At 44.5% G+C, this 16,748-nt stretch carries 12 protein-coding genes; 8 read left to right on the top strand and 4 right to left on the bottom strand.

Annotation, left to right across the window (positions count from 1 at the left end; all coding sequences use genetic code 11):
• The first annotated feature begins 140 nt into the window (after positions 1 to 140).
• A complete protein-coding gene (locus tag LYNGBM3L_RS28990) occupies positions 141 to 590 on the top strand; it encodes a MerR family transcriptional regulator (RefSeq protein WP_044495276.1) in 450 nt (149 codons plus the stop codon).
• A gap of 330 nt (positions 591 to 920) precedes the next feature.
• Here LYNGBM3L_RS28990 and LYNGBM3L_RS28985 read toward each other — a convergent pair whose 3' ends face one another.
• Positions 921 to 2,861, bottom strand: a complete 1,941-nt coding sequence (locus tag LYNGBM3L_RS28985; protein WP_044495274.1) for a TonB family protein — start codon at positions 2,859 to 2,861, stop codon at positions 921 to 923.
• A gap of 172 nt (positions 2,862 to 3,033) precedes the next feature.
• The gene (locus LYNGBM3L_RS28980; protein WP_008189823.1) at positions 3,034 to 3,744 is read right to left on the bottom strand and encodes a precorrin-2 C(20)-methyltransferase; all 711 of its coding nucleotides are present in this window, start codon (positions 3,742 to 3,744) and stop codon (positions 3,034 to 3,036) included.
• A gap of 40 nt (positions 3,745 to 3,784) precedes the next feature.
• Between LYNGBM3L_RS28980 and LYNGBM3L_RS28975 the strand changes: the two genes are divergently transcribed.
• From LYNGBM3L_RS28975 to LYNGBM3L_RS28945, 6 genes are all read left to right on the top strand, one after another.
• A complete protein-coding gene (locus LYNGBM3L_RS28975) occupies positions 3,785 to 4,489 on the top strand; it encodes an esterase/lipase family protein (RefSeq protein ID WP_008189821.1) in 705 nt (234 codons plus the stop codon).
• Positions 4,490 to 4,844: 355 nt separating this feature from the next.
• Positions 4,845 to 6,044, top strand: coding sequence for a hypothetical protein (locus LYNGBM3L_RS28970; RefSeq protein WP_131826860.1), 1,200 nt, complete (start codon positions 4,845 to 4,847; stop codon positions 6,042 to 6,044).
• A 230-nt stretch (positions 6,045 to 6,274) separates the two neighbouring features.
• Positions 6,275 to 7,573: an RNA-guided endonuclease InsQ/TnpB family protein gene (locus tag LYNGBM3L_RS28965; protein ID WP_008189818.1), complete on the top strand. Its 1,299-nt coding sequence runs from the start codon at positions 6,275 to 6,277 to the stop codon at positions 7,571 to 7,573.
• A 2-nt stretch (positions 7,574 to 7,575) separates the two neighbouring features.
• Positions 7,576 to 8,073 carry a WD40 repeat domain-containing protein gene (locus LYNGBM3L_RS28960; protein ID WP_071986963.1) on the top strand — a complete coding sequence of 166 codons (498 nt, stop codon included), beginning with the start codon at positions 7,576 to 7,578 and terminating at the stop codon, positions 8,071 to 8,073.
• A 730-nt stretch (positions 8,074 to 8,803) separates the two neighbouring features.
• Positions 8,804 to 9,475, top strand: coding sequence for a response regulator transcription factor (locus tag LYNGBM3L_RS28950; RefSeq protein WP_008189813.1), 672 nt, complete (start codon positions 8,804 to 8,806; stop codon positions 9,473 to 9,475).
• 24 nt (positions 9,476 to 9,499) lie between these two features.
• Entirely contained in the window at positions 9,500 to 11,434 is a 1,935-nt protein-coding gene (locus tag LYNGBM3L_RS28945) for a sensor histidine kinase (RefSeq protein WP_008189811.1), read from the top strand.
• 529 nt (positions 11,435 to 11,963) lie between these two features.
• Here LYNGBM3L_RS28945 and LYNGBM3L_RS39040 read toward each other — a convergent pair.
• Positions 11,964 to 12,164, bottom strand: coding sequence for a hypothetical protein (locus LYNGBM3L_RS39040; RefSeq protein WP_075873588.1), 201 nt, complete (start codon positions 12,162 to 12,164; stop codon positions 11,964 to 11,966).
• A gap of 651 nt (positions 12,165 to 12,815) precedes the next feature.
• Between LYNGBM3L_RS39040 and LYNGBM3L_RS28940 the strand changes: the two genes are divergently transcribed.
• The gene (locus tag LYNGBM3L_RS28940; RefSeq protein WP_008189805.1) at positions 12,816 to 13,565 is read left to right on the top strand and encodes a DUF928 domain-containing protein; all 750 of its coding nucleotides are present in this window, start codon (positions 12,816 to 12,818) and stop codon (positions 13,563 to 13,565) included.
• A 29-nt stretch (positions 13,566 to 13,594) separates the two neighbouring features.
• Here the strand turns inward: LYNGBM3L_RS28940 and LYNGBM3L_RS28935 are convergent, their stop codons facing one another.
• On the bottom strand, positions 13,595 to 16,363 hold the full coding sequence (locus LYNGBM3L_RS28935) for a CHAT domain-containing protein (protein WP_008189803.1): 2,769 nt from the start codon (positions 16,361 to 16,363) through the stop codon (positions 13,595 to 13,597).
• Positions 16,364 to 16,748: the final 385 nt, after the last annotated feature.

Genomic DNA, 16,748 nt, shown 5'->3' with positions numbered 1-16,748 from the left:
CTCAACTCCGACCGATAGAACACTTCAGCTTAATTTACAAAATTTTCTATAACCTTCTCTTTTCCTTAATCAGGGGTTGTCTTAATGCTTGCTTTTGCTTTATAATACAACTATCGGAATAGTTAATGGGAAAGAAACTTATGAACAAGTGCGTTTGTACTACCGAAGCAGCATCTCTCCTAGGAATCTCTTCGAGACGATTGCGACAACTCCTAGAGAAGGGTCGCGTCCGGGGTGCTTATAAAAGTGGGAAATTCTGGATTATTCCTCTGTTCAACAATATGCCTCAAATCATTAAAGGCACTAGAGGACCAAAAGGAAAATGGCGTACCAGTCGTCCTCCGGCTCTAGCCAAGATTAATGTCAACCGCAATCACATTGGCTCGAATATCCACAAACGCCCGGAAGAGCGCAAGCCAGTGATTTCAGTAAAACGAAGTGGCAACAATTTATATGGCAACCAGGTAGAAATCCTCGGTCCATGTCGAATTACCTATCAGCCGGATAACCCACTGCCTTGTGGCGCTCGTCTATGGATTGAAACCTTTAGTGATGTCCACTTCATCGGTGTCTGTCAGAATGCAGAATGAAGAATGTAGAATGCAGAATGAAGAATGCAGAATGGTGAATGCAGAATGGTGAATGCAGAATGCAGAATGCAGAATGCAGAATGCAGAATGTAGAATGAAGAATGCAGAATGTAGAATGTAGAATGCAGAATGAAGAATGCAGAATGCAGAATGTAGAATGCAGAATGTAGAATGTAGAATGTAGAATGCAGAATGTAAAATTCCAAATTCTAAATTCTTAATTCTTAATTCTTAATTCTTAATTCTAAATTCTTAATTCTTAATTCTTAATTCTAGAATAATGTTAATGCTCCATTGACCAACAACCAAGGGTTTCACTAACAGAACGTCTTATTTACATGACCTGGACGATGGTGTTGTAAAGGAGTCTATTCTGTTGCGCCTGCGAGCTGATCTAGATTTGAACTTGCACGCTTTATCCTCTTGTGAGTTTTGCTCTTCAGTGGCTGCTGCTGGAACGGATTCTTTCCCTGAGTTTTCATTAGTAGCTTGAGCTGGCTTCACTGGCACAGCTGTAGTGTTGGTAGTATTTTCCTGAGCAGTATTTTCCTGACTAGGAGTATTGTCCCGCACTGGTACTAACACCCTCCTGGGTTTAGGAGTATTTTCCTGACTAGGAGTATTTTGCTGTACAGGCACTGCTCTAGGTTTAGGAGTATTTTCCTGAGTAGAGGTATTGTCCCGTACTGGTACTGACACTCTTCTGGGTTTAGGAGTATTTTCCTGAGTAGAGGTATTGTCCCGCACTGGTACTGACACTCTCCTGGGTTTAGGAGTATTTTCCTGAGTAGAGGTATTGTCCCGCACTGGTACTGAAACTCTCCTGGGTTTAGGAGTCGAGTCTTGACTAGAGGTATTGTCCCGCACTGGCACTGATATTGTTCTGGGTTTAGTGCTCGAATTTTCCCTAGCAGTATTTGTAGCAGTATTCGGTTTTACTGGAACTGATACTGTCCTATTGTTATCGGTATTGTTATCGGTAGAGTTATTATTAGCAGAGTTATTGCTAGGGGTTTCTGGCTTAGGAACTACTATTACTGGATTGTTGACAGCAGCGTTTTCCCCACTAACAGTATTTGGCTTTGCTGGAACTGGCTGGTTAGCAGTTTCTTGGAAAACCGATAGACTAGGACAGTTGCCTTGATCATAGTCAAAGGCTACCTTGACCTGGTAGGGTTTTGTTGCACCAGTTTTGTTGTTAAACTTTCGGAACTGAATATCTTCCAGTGCCTGCTGATTTAAAATGCCGTACCCTGCACTCTGAATCAGCTGTGCATTAGTCACTTCACCATTAGCACCTACTAAAATTCCGAAGACTGTTGTGCCTTCTAGTTTCTTAATACAAGCGTCTTTGGGATAAGTACCACTCACTGTAATTGCTGCTGGTATGACTTCCTTTTTGGGTAAGGTATCCTTTACCAAAGCCATCCATTCTACCAGGTTTTTCCTAGCTTCCTCATCACTGGTATTGCTTACATCTTTTTTCAGTTGCTTCCGCCGCATCCGCACTTGAGCTACTAAATTGTTCTGACGTTGTCGTGCGATCGCAACAGCACTAGGGGGTGCTGGTTTAGTAGGCTCAGAAGGAGGAGGGGTGATCGAAAATTGTGGTGGCGGAGGAGGTGGAGTAACGGATACTGGTGGCTGTTGGTTAGGAAACTCTGATCGGTCAGGAATCTGGTTGGTAGAATTCCCAAATACTGGCAAGGAACCTGTCTGGAAGGAACCTGGATTCAAAGACTCTGTATCGAATGTGAAGTTAGGTCGCGGTGGTGGGGCTGGTAGTGGTGTCCTGGGTTTTGGTGGTAGCTGCTGGATCGGGAAAGACCCTCTGGTGATAATCGGTCTTTTGCGGTTTAGCAGTGGTAAAGGATACTTACCAATTGAGGGTAAGGGTTTTATCGGTAGGGATCTCAGAGGTGGGGATTTGGGAATTTTCAGGGGCTTTAGAGCAGGTATTGAAGGTAGCGGTGGTGGAGGGGGTGGGAAAGGATTAAATAACGAAGGGATGGAGGGCTTGGTCGGAGTTTTGGCATTCGGTAGAGCTGGCAGGGTCAGTGGTGGTGCAGCAGACTTGGGAACACGGCTCAGTTGTTGAGGGCTTAACTCCAACACTTGCACCATTGAGTCTTCCTTAGGCTTTTGATTCTTCAACAAATCACCTAAGATCGGTACGATTAGCATATGAACCCCCAGAGAGGCGGTAACAGAAATCACTAGGGGGTGACTCAGCATTTCTGGGATGTTTTTAATTAAAGAAGCATCGGACATGGCAGTTATTGTTGACGTATTTCCATGGTTGCTAATAAGCTCTCGGCTGAGGAGATGCTTATTCAATTCAGTCTTGGCAAATAAGAGTGAGTGATCGTGCTCGGGCTAGCTATAACAACTATTTTGACAACTACATCGATGGCTGAAACATTGTTATCTCTTGGTTTGCTATCTATTGGTTCACCTTAACAATTAGCAGAGAAAAATAGGGTAATGCCAGATTAGGGCGATCGCATAAATTACGATAAATCACCTGCTCCGGTAGAGTTGCTCGTTCTACCACATAGGCATTTTCCAACAACTGATGTCGATGCAGCACTTGCCACACCTGCTGATAAACTGAACTGACTTTGAGCAGGACTACTACATCTGCCCAAGCCAAAACCTTTTCCAGTTCCTCCACATTATAGAGAGCTGGTAGCACCACCAGGCGCTGATCACGAATGGTCAAGGGTAATCCCAAAACAGATGCTGTAGCCATGGGGGAAGATACCCCTGGTACAGTTTGAATCAGGCTTTGAGGATGTAACTGCTGTAGCCTCTGTGCCAAATAGGTAAATGTGCTGTAAAAACTTACATCTCCTTCGCACACAAATGCTACGTCTTGCCCTAATCCTAGATAATTCCAGACTTGCTCAGCAGCAAGTTGCCATGCTTGGGTCAAGATAGCGGTATCCTGCACATATGGAAATGTCAAGGGTAACTGCACCTGATGATTCTCCAACCATTGAGCGACAATCTGTTGAGCCATTCCTGGTTTTCCACGGACTCCAGTAGGAAAGGCTACTACTGGTGCCTGTTTCAATATACGTAGTGCTTTGAGGGTGATCAGGTCAGGATCCCCAGGTCCGACACTTATACCATAAAGTGTACCTAGTTTCACAAAAGTTTAAAATTATCTATAAAATTTAAAATTACCACCGATGCCATTACCAACTGTTATTTTACCGGGCTATTTTGCTAGCGCTAGTGAATACCGTGATTTAGAACAATCACTACAACAGCTAGGGATTGCCGCAACTACTGTACCAATACGCCAACAGGATTGGTTTCCTACCCTCGGTGGTCGCTCTGTGGTGCCAATTTTGCGAAAAATCGACCAAGCTGTTAAACAGCAGTTGGAGAAGCATAACACGTCACAGATTAATTTAATCGGTCACTCTGCTGGTGGCTGGATTGCCAGGATATATCTAGGAGAAAAGCCTTACACTATTCATGGAGATGTTAGTGATGACTCGGTAGGGTTATGGAATGCTCATTCCTATATCTCTACCTTGGTGACTCTTGGTACACCTCATATGAGTCAGGAACGTTGGACTAAACGCAATCTTGATTTTGTGAATGATAACTATCCAGGGGCGTTTCACCAAGATGTCAATTATATTTGTGTCGCTGGTAAGGCAATTTATGGTAAGCGACGTTTAGGCAGCTGGTTGGCTTACAACAGTTACAAGCTCACGTGTGGAGAAGGGAATTGCTGGGGAGATGGGATTACTCCGATTCCTGCTGCTCATTTGGCTGGAGCGACTAATATTACTATTGATGAAGTGCTACATTCTCCTAGGAGGAAGGGGATTTGGTATGGTTCACCTGAGGTCAGGGAGGCTTGGGTGAAGTGTTTAGGTTGAAGGTTTATCAGGTTTATTAGGTTGAAGGTTTATTTGGTTGAAGGTTGAAGGTTTATTAGGTTGAAGGTTATTTGGTTGAAGGGGTAGGGTGCGTTAGGGGCGGGCGAGCCATGATTTTTCGCCTCTTCGCCCCTGGTTGAAACAGCCCGCACCGTAACGCACCATCAGAAGGTTGAAGGTTGAAGGTGTAGGGTGCGTTAGGGGCGGGCGAGCCCTGATTTTTCGCCTCTTCGCCCCTGGTTGAAACAGCCCGCACCGTAACGCACCATCAGGTCAAACAGCTTTTAGGAGATGCACCCTATCCAGAACTTAGTGCGATCGCATAAGCGCGGAAGCTTCGCTTCCGGAGCATAGCGTGACCTACGGTCAATCGCCTAGCGTGGCCTACGGTCAATCGCCTTTTTGGGAACTCTATAACTGTAAGCCTATTTACGAAGTAGTCATGACCAAGCAACAGAGTGTATTGTTCACCCTAGCGGTCGCAGCAGCGGGAGCTAATCTATCCTCGACAATTGGCGGTGTGGGATTAGTCGGGGGGTTTGGTGGCGTGGGCATTGGTCCGACCACGATGACAGGTCTAGGAGCAATAACTGGGGTTGCTGCTTATGGCGCTGTTAGGGCGATACGGGAAGGGGATCTTATTGCCATTGGGGCAGTGGCACTGGGAGCGGTTACAGGGGCTGGTATCTCTGCCACAGTAGGTGGTATGGGATTGAGTTTTGGGGGGAAAACTATCGGGGTTAATATGTCTTCGATGGCTGCTGCTGGTGGAGTCGTTGGACTCGGTGTTTATGGCTTAGCAAAAATGTTCTCTGAGCATGAGAGCAAAGAACCTGTTACTGAAACTTTTGACCGAATGGAAGCAGCAATCTCTTACCAGGAAGCCTATAACCAGGCAATGATGGAGCTAGATCCAATCTTAGCTGACATAGCCTTGAAACAAAAGTTTAGTGATCTAGAAGTTGAGGACGAATTACAAGCGCTTAAAGCAAACCTTTTGGGGGAAAATCAGTCTAAACCAACAGAAAAAGTAAGCAATGCTGAGCTTTCATCGAAACAAAGGTTTAAGAATCTAGACGTTGAGAAAGAATTACAAGCGGTTAAAGCCAAGCTTAATAAATTAATAACTGTTAAATCACATCAAGATTGGAAATGTAATACTATTCTCAAAGGACATATAGCAAACGTTAATTCCGTTGCCATCAGTCCTAATAGTCAAATTCTTGCCAGTGCAGGTGATGATAGAACTGTAAAACTATGGGATTTAACAACAGGAAAATGCATTTACACTTTCTTCGGACAAGGAGGAGAAGTTCAGGCAGTCAACATTAGCCCCAACGGACAGATGCTGATTGCTGGTGGCTTTGATAACGTGATTACCAGTTGGAACTTACAGACAAAAACGTTATCTGGCATCTTCAATAAACCAAATTCTCCTTTCAGTCATGGAGCCGTGGTTTCAGATCTTGCTTTTAGCTCAAATGGTAAAATCCTGATCAGTGCTAGTGGTGATGAGACCATCGCAGTTTGGGATAGCTTGACCGAAAAAATCTAAGGGCGCAAGCCCCTGAATTCTATTCATGGGGTTAGCCTTTTAAAGTTACCGTAAGAATAGTGGAGCCTTTATAGGCGACAGGCTATGCATAGAAAAGTTAAAACTTATTGATTAAGGCTCCACTATTCTAAGGTTTCGTCTTTTGAGGGAATTTATTCCCTGATCAATAGACATCGACTATAATAATAAGTAAATCCAACAAACTAAGGAGGTGATCAAAGGTGTTAGTAATGGAGTTCAAAGCTATTCTAAAAGAACCCCAAAAAGTGGCTATAAATGAAGCTATAAGGACAGCTAAGTTTGTCCGAAACAAAGTGCTGCGTTTTTGGATGGACAATCGCGGAATTTGCAAAAAAGAACTATACCGTTACAACACCCAGTTAAGGGACGAATTCAAGTTTGTCAAAGAGCTTAATAGTCACGCCTGTCAAGCATCGGTTGAAAACGTAGAGCGGGCTATCAAAAGATTTTTTGATAATTGTAAAAAAAAGGTTACCGGCAAGAAAGGCTATCCCAAATTCAAAAAGCATTCCCGGTCTGTTGAGTACAAGCAATCTGGGTGGAAGTTGTCGCCAGATAAAAAATCTATCAATTTCACAGACAAAAAAGGGATCGGTAAGGTCAAGCTTAAGGGCACCTGGGACTTATGGCGTTTCGACCAGAAGCTGATTAAACGGGTTCGCATTGTTCAGAGATCTGATGGTTATTATGTTCAGTTTTGTGTAAAACTAGATAACTCAGAGCAACTAGAGGCCACTGGCTTTACCGTCGGGTTAGATGTAGGGCTAAAAGAGTTTTATACCGACTCTGATGGATACTCTGAACCCAACCCTAGATTCTACAGAAAAGGCGAGAAGCGCTTAAAGTTTTATCAGCGTCGAGTTTCTCGGAAAAATAAAGGCTCAACTAACAGAAAGAAAGCGATTAATAAACTAGGTAGGACACACCTCAAAATAAGTAGACAACGTGAAGAACATGCCAAGAGACTGGTTAGAAGTTACCGTAAGATAGTGGAGCCTTATTACAAAAGATTTAACCCTTTTATGCAAAGCCGAACACCCATAAAGGCTCCACTATCTAAGGTTTCGTCTCCGGCACGTTGCGTAATCCGGTCTAACGATCTGGTCGCCTATGAAGATTTGAGGATTAAAAATCTGGTTAAAAACCATTGTCTTGCCAAGTCTATTAACGACGCAGGTTGGTATCAGTTCCGGGAATGGCTGGAATATTTTGGTCAAAAGTTTGGGCGGATAACTGTTGCAGTAAATCCAGCTTATACAAGCCAGAATTGTTCTAACTGTGGTGAAGTGGTTAAGAAGTCGCTATCGACTAGAACCCATGTCTGCGAATGTGGATGTCAATTAGATCGAGACCACAACGCCGCCAGAAACATTTTAACTAGAGCCTTGAGTACCGTGGGGCACACGGGAACTTTAATCAACGCTTGGGGAGACCTGTCCTCTACTCTTCCTGGTTCCGACCTGGTTGAGCAAGACGGGTCTGTGAACCAAGAATCCCCCGGCTTCTAGCCGTGGGGAGTGTCAAAAGAAAACTAATCCACACAATAACTGATCATTCAAACATGGTTAATTGTGTTGCTATTACTCCCGATGGTCAGACTATCGCTAGTGCTAGTAATGACAAAACCATCAGACTGTGGAACAGACGCAGGTATCAACAGCGCTCTATTCTTACGGGACATACAGGCTGGGTAACTTCCATTGCGATCAGTCCTGATGGTCAGACTATCGCTAGCGGCAGCGCTGACAAAACCGTCAGACTGTGGAATCTCCACACTGAAAAACCAATCTTTTCTCTAACTGGACATTCAACAGCGGTGCTTTCCATTGCCATTAGCCCTGATGGAGAAACAGTAGTTAGTGCGAGTATAAACGAGGTTAAACTTTGGAGCCTACGGACTGGGGAGCTACTGCGAAATCTGAATGGTTGTTATCCGGTTACTTTTAGCCCTGATGGACAAATCCTAGTCAGTGGAGGCGGAAAGGGCAACATTAAGATTTGGCGTTGATTGATATGTCAGCCGTCAGCCGTCAGCCGTGGGCGTAGCGCATTAGCTCAATGCTGATAGCTGAATGATTATCCCATGTTTATTAGGGGTTTATTTTTGCGATTGACCTTGGCCTTTGGGCCACGCTACGCGAATGGTCACGCTACGCGATTGACCTTTGGTCACGCTAAAAGCGATTGACATGCAGGTCACGCTACGCGATCGCATTCCTCTAACCATCTATATGTAATCCTCTCAAGACCACCATCAGATCAGCATCACAGCAGCTTTGGTGACTAGAGGTTTAGAAATAGTTGGCGAAGCTTTGAGCAGCAGTATGTAGTTTTCAGCAATCCTACTGACCGAATTCTACCCAGTTCTTGTCTTAAACCAGCAATCAACTTGGTAGACAAGGGCATTGCTTTATCTATCTGTGTCTTTTTAAGCTAAAAGTTCAGCGAGCGGTGGTTATACTTACAGCAAGTTTCGCCCCCCTAGCCCCCCAACTTTGCGGTGCGACCCGTGGCGAATTTAATTCGCCAACGGAAAGCGCACCGGAGGGGGGAAATTGAGTTAAAGTCCCCCAGAATTGGGGGATTTAGGGGGCTTGCAGCTAAAGCTAGTGAGGTCAATTCATATGAAAACGGCTGTAAGACCCATGACAGGAAAAACTTGGCTGTCTTAAAACCTCGTTGGCTAAATTGCAACGATAGGTTCCAATAGTGAATAGCAAACATAGAGGGAATTGATGATGACCCAAGATTTACCAAAGTCAAGGAAACGGAAGCTGCTTGTGGTTGATGACCACGAATTGATGCTGGGTGGAATAATCGACACCCTACGACGGAAGTATCCAGAAGCGGAAATCCTAACAGCTCAAACGTTCCAGAGCGCTCTGGAACAACTGGAACGATTTCAGCTTGACCTTGTTATTGTCGATCTTTCCATTCCAGAAGCTTCTGAGAATACAGCTAAAATCGAGACGGGTATTAAACTCTTGCAGATAGTGATGAAGCAGTATCCCAACCTCAATCTTGTGGTGTTAAGCACTTACCTCAAAGCCCTGGTGCGGATTAAGGATGAGATTGACGAGCACAACGGGGGTTTCACCTTGGTAGATAAGGGTTTCTCCGGTCAGGTTATGTTAACCAGAGTTGACTGGGCATTGCAGGGATTAACCCATACAAAAGATCTAAATATGCTCAAAGGAGAAGTTAAGCCAGAGTGGCTGGAGTTACTCACCCTAGCATTTCATGAGGAATTGCAAGATAAGGCAATTGCTGGGCGTATGCATAAAAGTGAACGAACTGTGGTTCACTACTGGACGAAAATTCGAGACGTTCTGGGTGTTTATCCTGAAGGTGGGAAGAATCTCCGAATTCAAACCGAGATGCGAGCCAGAGAAGAAGGGTTTATTGATTGATAAATTAAGCAAGGAAAAAACCTGTTGTTGGGAAGTATTTGGCCAAAAATAAGAAACAAAATTGGCACCTGGCGTGGAGGAGAATTGCCAGGAATTGCAGTGATTGGACTGGTAATGTTAGCCCGTCTCAATGGATACCTTCAATTTAGTGAGTGGATAACCCTCGATACTTTTCTGCGTTTGCGTCCTTATGAACCTATGGATGAACGGGTTGTTATTGTTGGAATTGATGAAGAGGATATCCAGGATGTAGGAACCTATCCCATACCGGATCAAGACATTGCAAGGCTGCTGCGGAGATTGCAAACCTACAAACCTAGAGCAATTGGTCTTGATATTGTTCGGGATCTACCAGTTGAGCCAGGTCACGAGCAACTGGTTGAAACCTTTGAGGATATCAAGAATCTGATTGCCATTGAAAAAGTATTACCAACTAAAATTAAGCCACCACCGGGATTTCCCCCGGAACGGGTTGGTTTCTCAGATGTTCTTTTCGATGGGGATGGCAACGTCCGGCGCAGTCTTCTAGGGACTCCTACTCCTGAAGGGGGCAAGTTCTCTTTATCTCTCCGTCTGGCAAAAACTTATTTAACGGTTGAAGGCATTTCTCTCGAAAATGGCATTAAAAATCCTGATGGGATGATGTTTGGTTCAACGGAGCTACCTCGTTTTTTGCCCAATTCTGGTGGCTATGTGGGAACTGATGCGGGTGGAGTTCAGGTGCTGCTCAATTTTCGGAGTGGTCGAGAACGCTTTCGTATTCTATTACTTAAGGATATCAAAACCGAGAATTTTAATCCCAGTTGGATTCGCGATCGCATTGTGATTGTTGGAGTCACTACTCCCAGCATCAAAGACACTGTCAATACCACTGCCATCAAGGGTTTGAACCCTCCTGGCGAAATCTATGGTGTAGAATTTCATGCCCATGCTACTAGTCAAATTCTCAGTGCTGTTCTGGATCAGCGATCGCTTTTAAGAACTTGGTCAGATCCTTGGGAATATCTATGGATTTTAGGTTGGGGTTTTCTGGCCATTGGTCTTGGTCGGCTGACTCAATCCCCATTCAAAAATCTGTTTGGTGTTGGGGTTGCCAGCTTTGGACTAGTTGGAGTTGGTTATGTGTTCCTAGTTTGGGGCTGGTGGATTCCAGTAGCACCAGCGTTGTTAATTTTAGTCATAAATAGTTTACTATTTCCTGCTTTCTATCACTATGACCAGGCTTTGAGGTCTCAGATCAATGTGCGCCAACGGACTATTGATGAAACATTTAATATCATTCATAATGGCCCAATGCAAACACTAGCGTACATTATTACGCGCATTCAAAACCAGGATTTGCCAGAAGATGAATTACTGTTGAAACTTAAAACTATCAAGGATGACATATGGGAAATTGCAGACTACCTCAAACAAGAAACTCTGACTCAAGAAGAAACTATCCGTCTAGGAAGTAACCTAAAACTGTCATTGAAGCATCCAATAAGTAAGCTGTTCTATGAAGTCTGTAGAGATACGCTGGAACGGCATCTTCCTCATTTTAATACCCTTAAGGTTAAAGCCCTTAAATTTGAGGAGATCCCGGAACAATATTTAACTATTGAGCAAAATCGAGAACTCTGCCAGTTTCTGGAAGAAGCTTTGTACAATGTCGGGAAACATGCTAAAGGAGTAACTCGTATTAGTGCGACTGGTAAGCTAGATAATGACTGGTACACTCTGAGTGTTAAAGATAATGGCTCTGGCATCTGTTCATCTTCTGAAAACCGAGGAACACAGCAAGCTAAAGCTTTGGCGAAACAACTAGGAGGAACATTTAAGCGAGAGCCCATTTCTCCCCACGGAACTCTGTGCGAGTTAACCTGGCCTCTAGCAGGTCGTAACTGGAGTCTTGCTAAAGTTAGCTATGGCTTGAAAACTCTTTTTTTGAAAGTTTTTAAATATCCCAAAAAATTCTAAAATAGTTGCGTAGGGTGCGTTAGGGGTGGGATTGCCCTGATTTTCCGCCTCTTTGCCAGCGTTGAAATAGCCCACACCGTAACGCACCATCGGCTCAAACTAAATAAATCTAAAGTCTCTGTAAATTTTCCTGACCAGAGGAACTTTTCTCATGTCTTGATGCAGTCGCTCATGGAGAGCCCAATTCCCGATTCCTAATTCTAACTTCTAACTTCTAACTTCTAACTTCTAACTTCTACTTGGTGGTGCGTTACGGTGCGGGCTATTCCAATACTGGCGCTCGAAGTTAAAAATGAGGGCAAGCCCGCCCCTAACGCACCCTACATTCTAAATTCTAAATTCTAAATTCTAAATTCCCGATAAGTCTCAAAAATAAAAAAAATAGCCGTAGAAATACTATCCACGGCTATTTAAACTCCACAATAAGTTCCTTGAAATCGCTATGTCACTGAGTTCCCAAACGGAACTTGATGTGATTCGATCTGATTGACCTTTGCCAGGGGGGGAAACCCCCCATAAATTTCAGGTGTTACGGCAACAACCAATACTTGGTTATTGTAGTCATCACTTCCCCGGGAACGTCGGTCGGCTCCAGAGGAGTCCATTCCGCTATCTCTGCATAGCCTAGTGAATAAAGCATTTGCATACTATAGATTACTGCTTCACGAGACCCTTTCAAGGTGTGCTGAGCAGGTTGTTTTTTGAAGTTTTGGCGAAATTTTCGTGACATGGATAAAAAAGTGAAGTTATTGTGGTCATTTAATGATTATTGTAATGATTATAAATAAATTTGTCAAGGGTTTTTAGAATTTTTTTTTTGGGAGTTTTAGGATTAATAAAAAATTAGCGATATAGCGCTACGCGCAAGTCATAAGTTAGAAGTCAGAAGTCAAAAGTAGCAATTACTTACGTTTCGGAGTGTAGGAGCGATGCAGCGCCTTCATGCGGGGGTTTCCACGGGGCAAACAGCGGTGCGGACGCAGGTTCCGCACACAGCCCCTCCCCACTCGCTATTGCATCAAGACAATGTCCTAACCTGAATGCGTAGTGCTATATTCTGAAATATACGCTACAGAAACGCTAATTGCTGGTGCGTTACGGGGCGGACTATCCCAACCCTGGCTACGAGGCGAAAAATCAGAGGCTTTCCGCCCCTAACGCACCCTACTACTCTGAGAAAAATAAAAGAATTACTAAAAGTTAAATGGAAGTAGTTTTAGCAAATTTTAGTGGTGAATTTGGTAGTTTGAGCAACGGGTTTGTAGTTTTCAGCAATAAGAATGACTTGAGCTAGTCATCAAGTTAGTGAGAATAGGCGATGTGAACTCACTATTTTTCCTAGTATGGTCTGAGATAAGTAAATATCTACTGAGCCAACATTATGATGATTCAAATTTTTTGGTTCCTTAATAAATGCATCAAAGCTAAACTAGTAACTAGCTGTATTTTAGGGTTATCCCTGGTCATAACTCCGGCTGCTCTAGCTGAGTACGAATTCCCTTCCGATCAGAAACCTCCAAGTGACTATACAGGACAAGCAGGCTCCAGAGATGGGTGCGAAGGTGAAGGGATACCCCTAACAGCCCTAGTTCCTCTAAGTCATGTTGGACAAACGGCTTCGACTCGCCCGACTTTTGCTTGGTTTGTTCCTGACTCGACCACCAAAAAGATGGAATTCACGCTCTATGAATATGACTCAAACGGTAAACCCAAATTAATGGGTGAGGCAATTCCATTGAAGAGTTGGCCAGGAGTTATGACATTAACCCTACCAGAGGACAGACCAGAACTTAGAGTAGGTCGCACTTATCTTTGGCAAGTCACCATCTTATGTGACCCAGATAACGCATCAAGTGATTTAATTGCTAGGGCAGATATTCAGGTTCTAGAGATGCCTTCTACTTTGGAAAGCACTTTTGTCGATGGCTCAAACAAATCCGATTTCTATGCCAAGGCAAGTTTATGGTACGATGCTTTAGCTGAAGCTCTGAAGTTGGCTAACGAATCTAGGTTGGGAGAGGTGGGTTCAACCCTACTAGAAAACCTGGCTGAATTAGAGGCAGCCGCACTGACTGACGAGAAGTATGAACGGATTGAGAACTTAAGGCAAATAGCCAGTAGCCTGCGGTAATTGAGTCCACCCCACCACCAATCATAGGATTAAAGCCAGTTACCGATCAGGATAAACGGTGCCCAGTAGGCGGGGTGGGCATATTGGTCGTTAATCTCCTCTGTGTCCTCAGCCTCAATCAGTTTTCGCTGAGCTGCACGTAAAGCCTCGGCTTTGCTTACTCCAGGACGGCGCAAGTTGGCATAAAACTCTGTCACTAACTGAGCCGTAGAGGCATCATTGACAGACCAAAGAGAGGCTAAAGCACTGCTAACACCGGCTCGCACGGCAATGCCAGCCAAACCCAGAGCAGCACGGTCATCTCCCACTGCCGTTTGGCAAGCTGTGAGGGCAAGCAATTCCCCTGAGTCGGGTTTACGACTAACGCCGCTGATGGTGTTTTCCAGATCATCGAGGGTGAGCTTGTCATTATTTCCAGTGACGAGAAAGGTGTCTTCTCGAATCGCACTAAATTGACCGTGGGTGGCAATGTGAAGAATGGGGTAAACGGTTTGAGCCAGTTCTTCTTCTAAGCGCTCTTGGGTAAAATCCTGATTCAAAAGGGTTTTGCTACCTGGAAATTGAGTCTCGACTGCCTTGAGTTCGCTTTCAACATTGGTCAAAGCTGAAAACCCTTGTCCGTTGACTTCACTTTCTTGAGTTAACCCTAAGGCTAAGACGCGAAGTTTTTGACGGTTCAAGGCTTGGGGATTGGTCAGCTTAAGACTGGGGGTTGTGGCAATAGCATAGGTTTCAACTAAGAATTTTTCACCGTCGTGGAGGGCAGCCATTGGGATGCTGCGTAAGATGCCATCCTGGATGAAAACAAGGGTTTCTATCTGTGCTGACTTTAAATACTTGGTAAAAGGAGCAATAATCTTTTTATACAGCTCTTGGGCTGGTTTGAGGTTATAGTTAATATCACGTCTGCGTTCCAGTCCCCGGCGAAATTGGTTGATTTCTTCTCTAAGAGTTTGACTATCAACATTGATCCACTCCAGTCGCTTTTCGCCCTTGGGAAGACTGACTAGAATACCGGTGCGATCGCTTAAAATAATCGAGCTAAAGACAGCGGTTTTTTCCCCAACCAGTTCGTCAACTCGTTTCTGACTGATGAGTATTAACGCACAATCATTGCCGAAGTAATTTTGCAGTTCTGCTAGTTTTAGGGAATCAATGGTTTCGAGGGCAGACTTTAGCTCATCTGGGTACTCCTTACTATCTTTGGGGAGTAGCTCAGCACGTTCCAACCTTAACTTAGCCAATTCACGGTGGAGAGGATTAATGGCATCCCGAAAGTCAAACTGTAAGTCTCGCTCTGCAATCAGAAGCTCTTTTCTGATATCGTTGAGTGTAGCGATCGCTTCTTTATAAGCATTGACCGCCTTAACTTCGTTACCTTGGGCTTGGAAAATTTGACCAAGCTGCCACTGCCACAAATACAAGCTATCTTTTGCGGATAGATTTTGGTCAGCCATCCACCATGCCTTTTGAGTGAATTTTAGGGCGTTGTTATAGTCTTGGCGGCAGTAATAGAGATGACCCAATTCACCGAGGGCAAAAGACTCGGAACGGTAGTCCTTAAGGTGTCGAGCAATTGAGATGGCTTGATTGAGGAGTGTTTCAGTCTCTCCTTCTAGCTGACGTTTGCCACAGGAATTGTGTTGGGACGTGTCATTAACCACAGTCATCGGTTGCTCCAGTTTAGCTAAATCGATGGCTGCGTAGACTTTATCCTGAGAATCCGGTAGTTCGTTGAACAATTCCTGAGCGTCTTGAATCCATTGGTTCCGCTCGATTGATATTGATTCTTGAGGGCGGTAGGACAGTTGAATCAAATTGCGCAATGCTCGCATTTGAGCAGGTTGGTCATTTTGAGTGCGAGCTACTTTGAGACTTTGCTGAAAACAGTTCTGAGCTTGATTGTAATTATTGTTGGCATTTTCTGTAAATTTATCTTCTGTTTCTTTCGCTGACCGCTCTTTGGCAGAGCTAGCCCAGCGCTCCCAACGCTGAGCTTTGCTAAAGTAAGCATTGCCTAGGTCGTTAAGAAATGAACTGCCATAGGGACTATCGGCAGAAATCTTGGCTGTATAATTTTTGCCCAATCTATCTATTCTACAGTCTTTTGTGTGTTGGGGGCTGATATCAAATTCAACGTTTTTATCAATGCCTAAACCAGTCTGTAAATATTGAATCCCTTGGTCATAATCCCCTCTGAGAATATAGGCATTTCCCATACTTCCCAAAGCAGCAGCCTCTCCCTTCCAATCCTGATGAGCACGAGCAACCTTTAAGGCACTGTCTTTGACACAACTGGGTTTGTTTTTATAATTTTCATCAGTATCAGGGGCTCCACATAGAAGCGCGATCGCTTTTCTCGGTTGTCCAAAGCTATTGTAGGCTTGAGCCAATTCCGTTTTCATTCGCCCCATTTGTTGCCAGTTCCTTAGCTGTTGATAGTCAAGGATGGCTTGCTCCCAGTTACTGATTGCCTCCTGGATGTGACCAATCTTTTGATAGGCTCTGGCCAGATTTTCCCGGACAATTGCGCTATTGGTATAGTTGTTGCTCTGTTGGTAGAGCTTCAAGGCATTTTGCCAGGGCTCTATGGCACCTTGATAATCTCCGGCTTGGTAGTACTCAACCCCTTGTTCCACCAGTTGACTGGGGTTGGCAGCCTGGGTGGTTGCCATATTTCCCGGTTCAGCTGGTTGAGCGATTGAGGGAAGATGACCTAGCCCTATACAAACGGTAAGGCTAAACAGGAATAGTATTCCTAAAAAGCGATCGCTCCTGGATTTAGGTTTACTCGACATTAATAGGACTGCTCTGTAACTGCTCTGGAAAACTTAGAGGATATCTCCCAAGTTTTTTTATACTGAATTTTGCCCCCCTAGGGCGTGTTTTCAAAGTTTTCCGCAAGATATTAGATCCCCCCCAGCCCCCCTTATTAAGGGGGGAGCCATACTCAAAGTCCCCCTTTTTTAAGGGAAACGGGGGTACTCGGAGTTTGAAGACACGCCCTAGCCCCCCAAGCGAGGGATTGCTCGCTTGGGGGAAGAGTCAATTTGCTTCTAAAAGTCCCCCGCCCCCCTAACCCCCCAATTCTGGGGGGAATTAGCGGATGCTTCGCTTTTTGACAGATGGGGACCCACGGGGGCTTGGATGTAGCAAATGAGACTTCTCAGACAACCTCTTAGA

Source organism: Moorena producens 3L (assembly GCF_000211815.1).
GTDB classification, from domain to species: Bacteria; Cyanobacteriota; Cyanobacteriia; order Cyanobacteriales; family Coleofasciculaceae; genus Moorena; species Moorena producens.
Note: the sequence above shows the minus strand (reverse complement) of the source record. Positions and strands in the feature narration are given on the sequence as shown.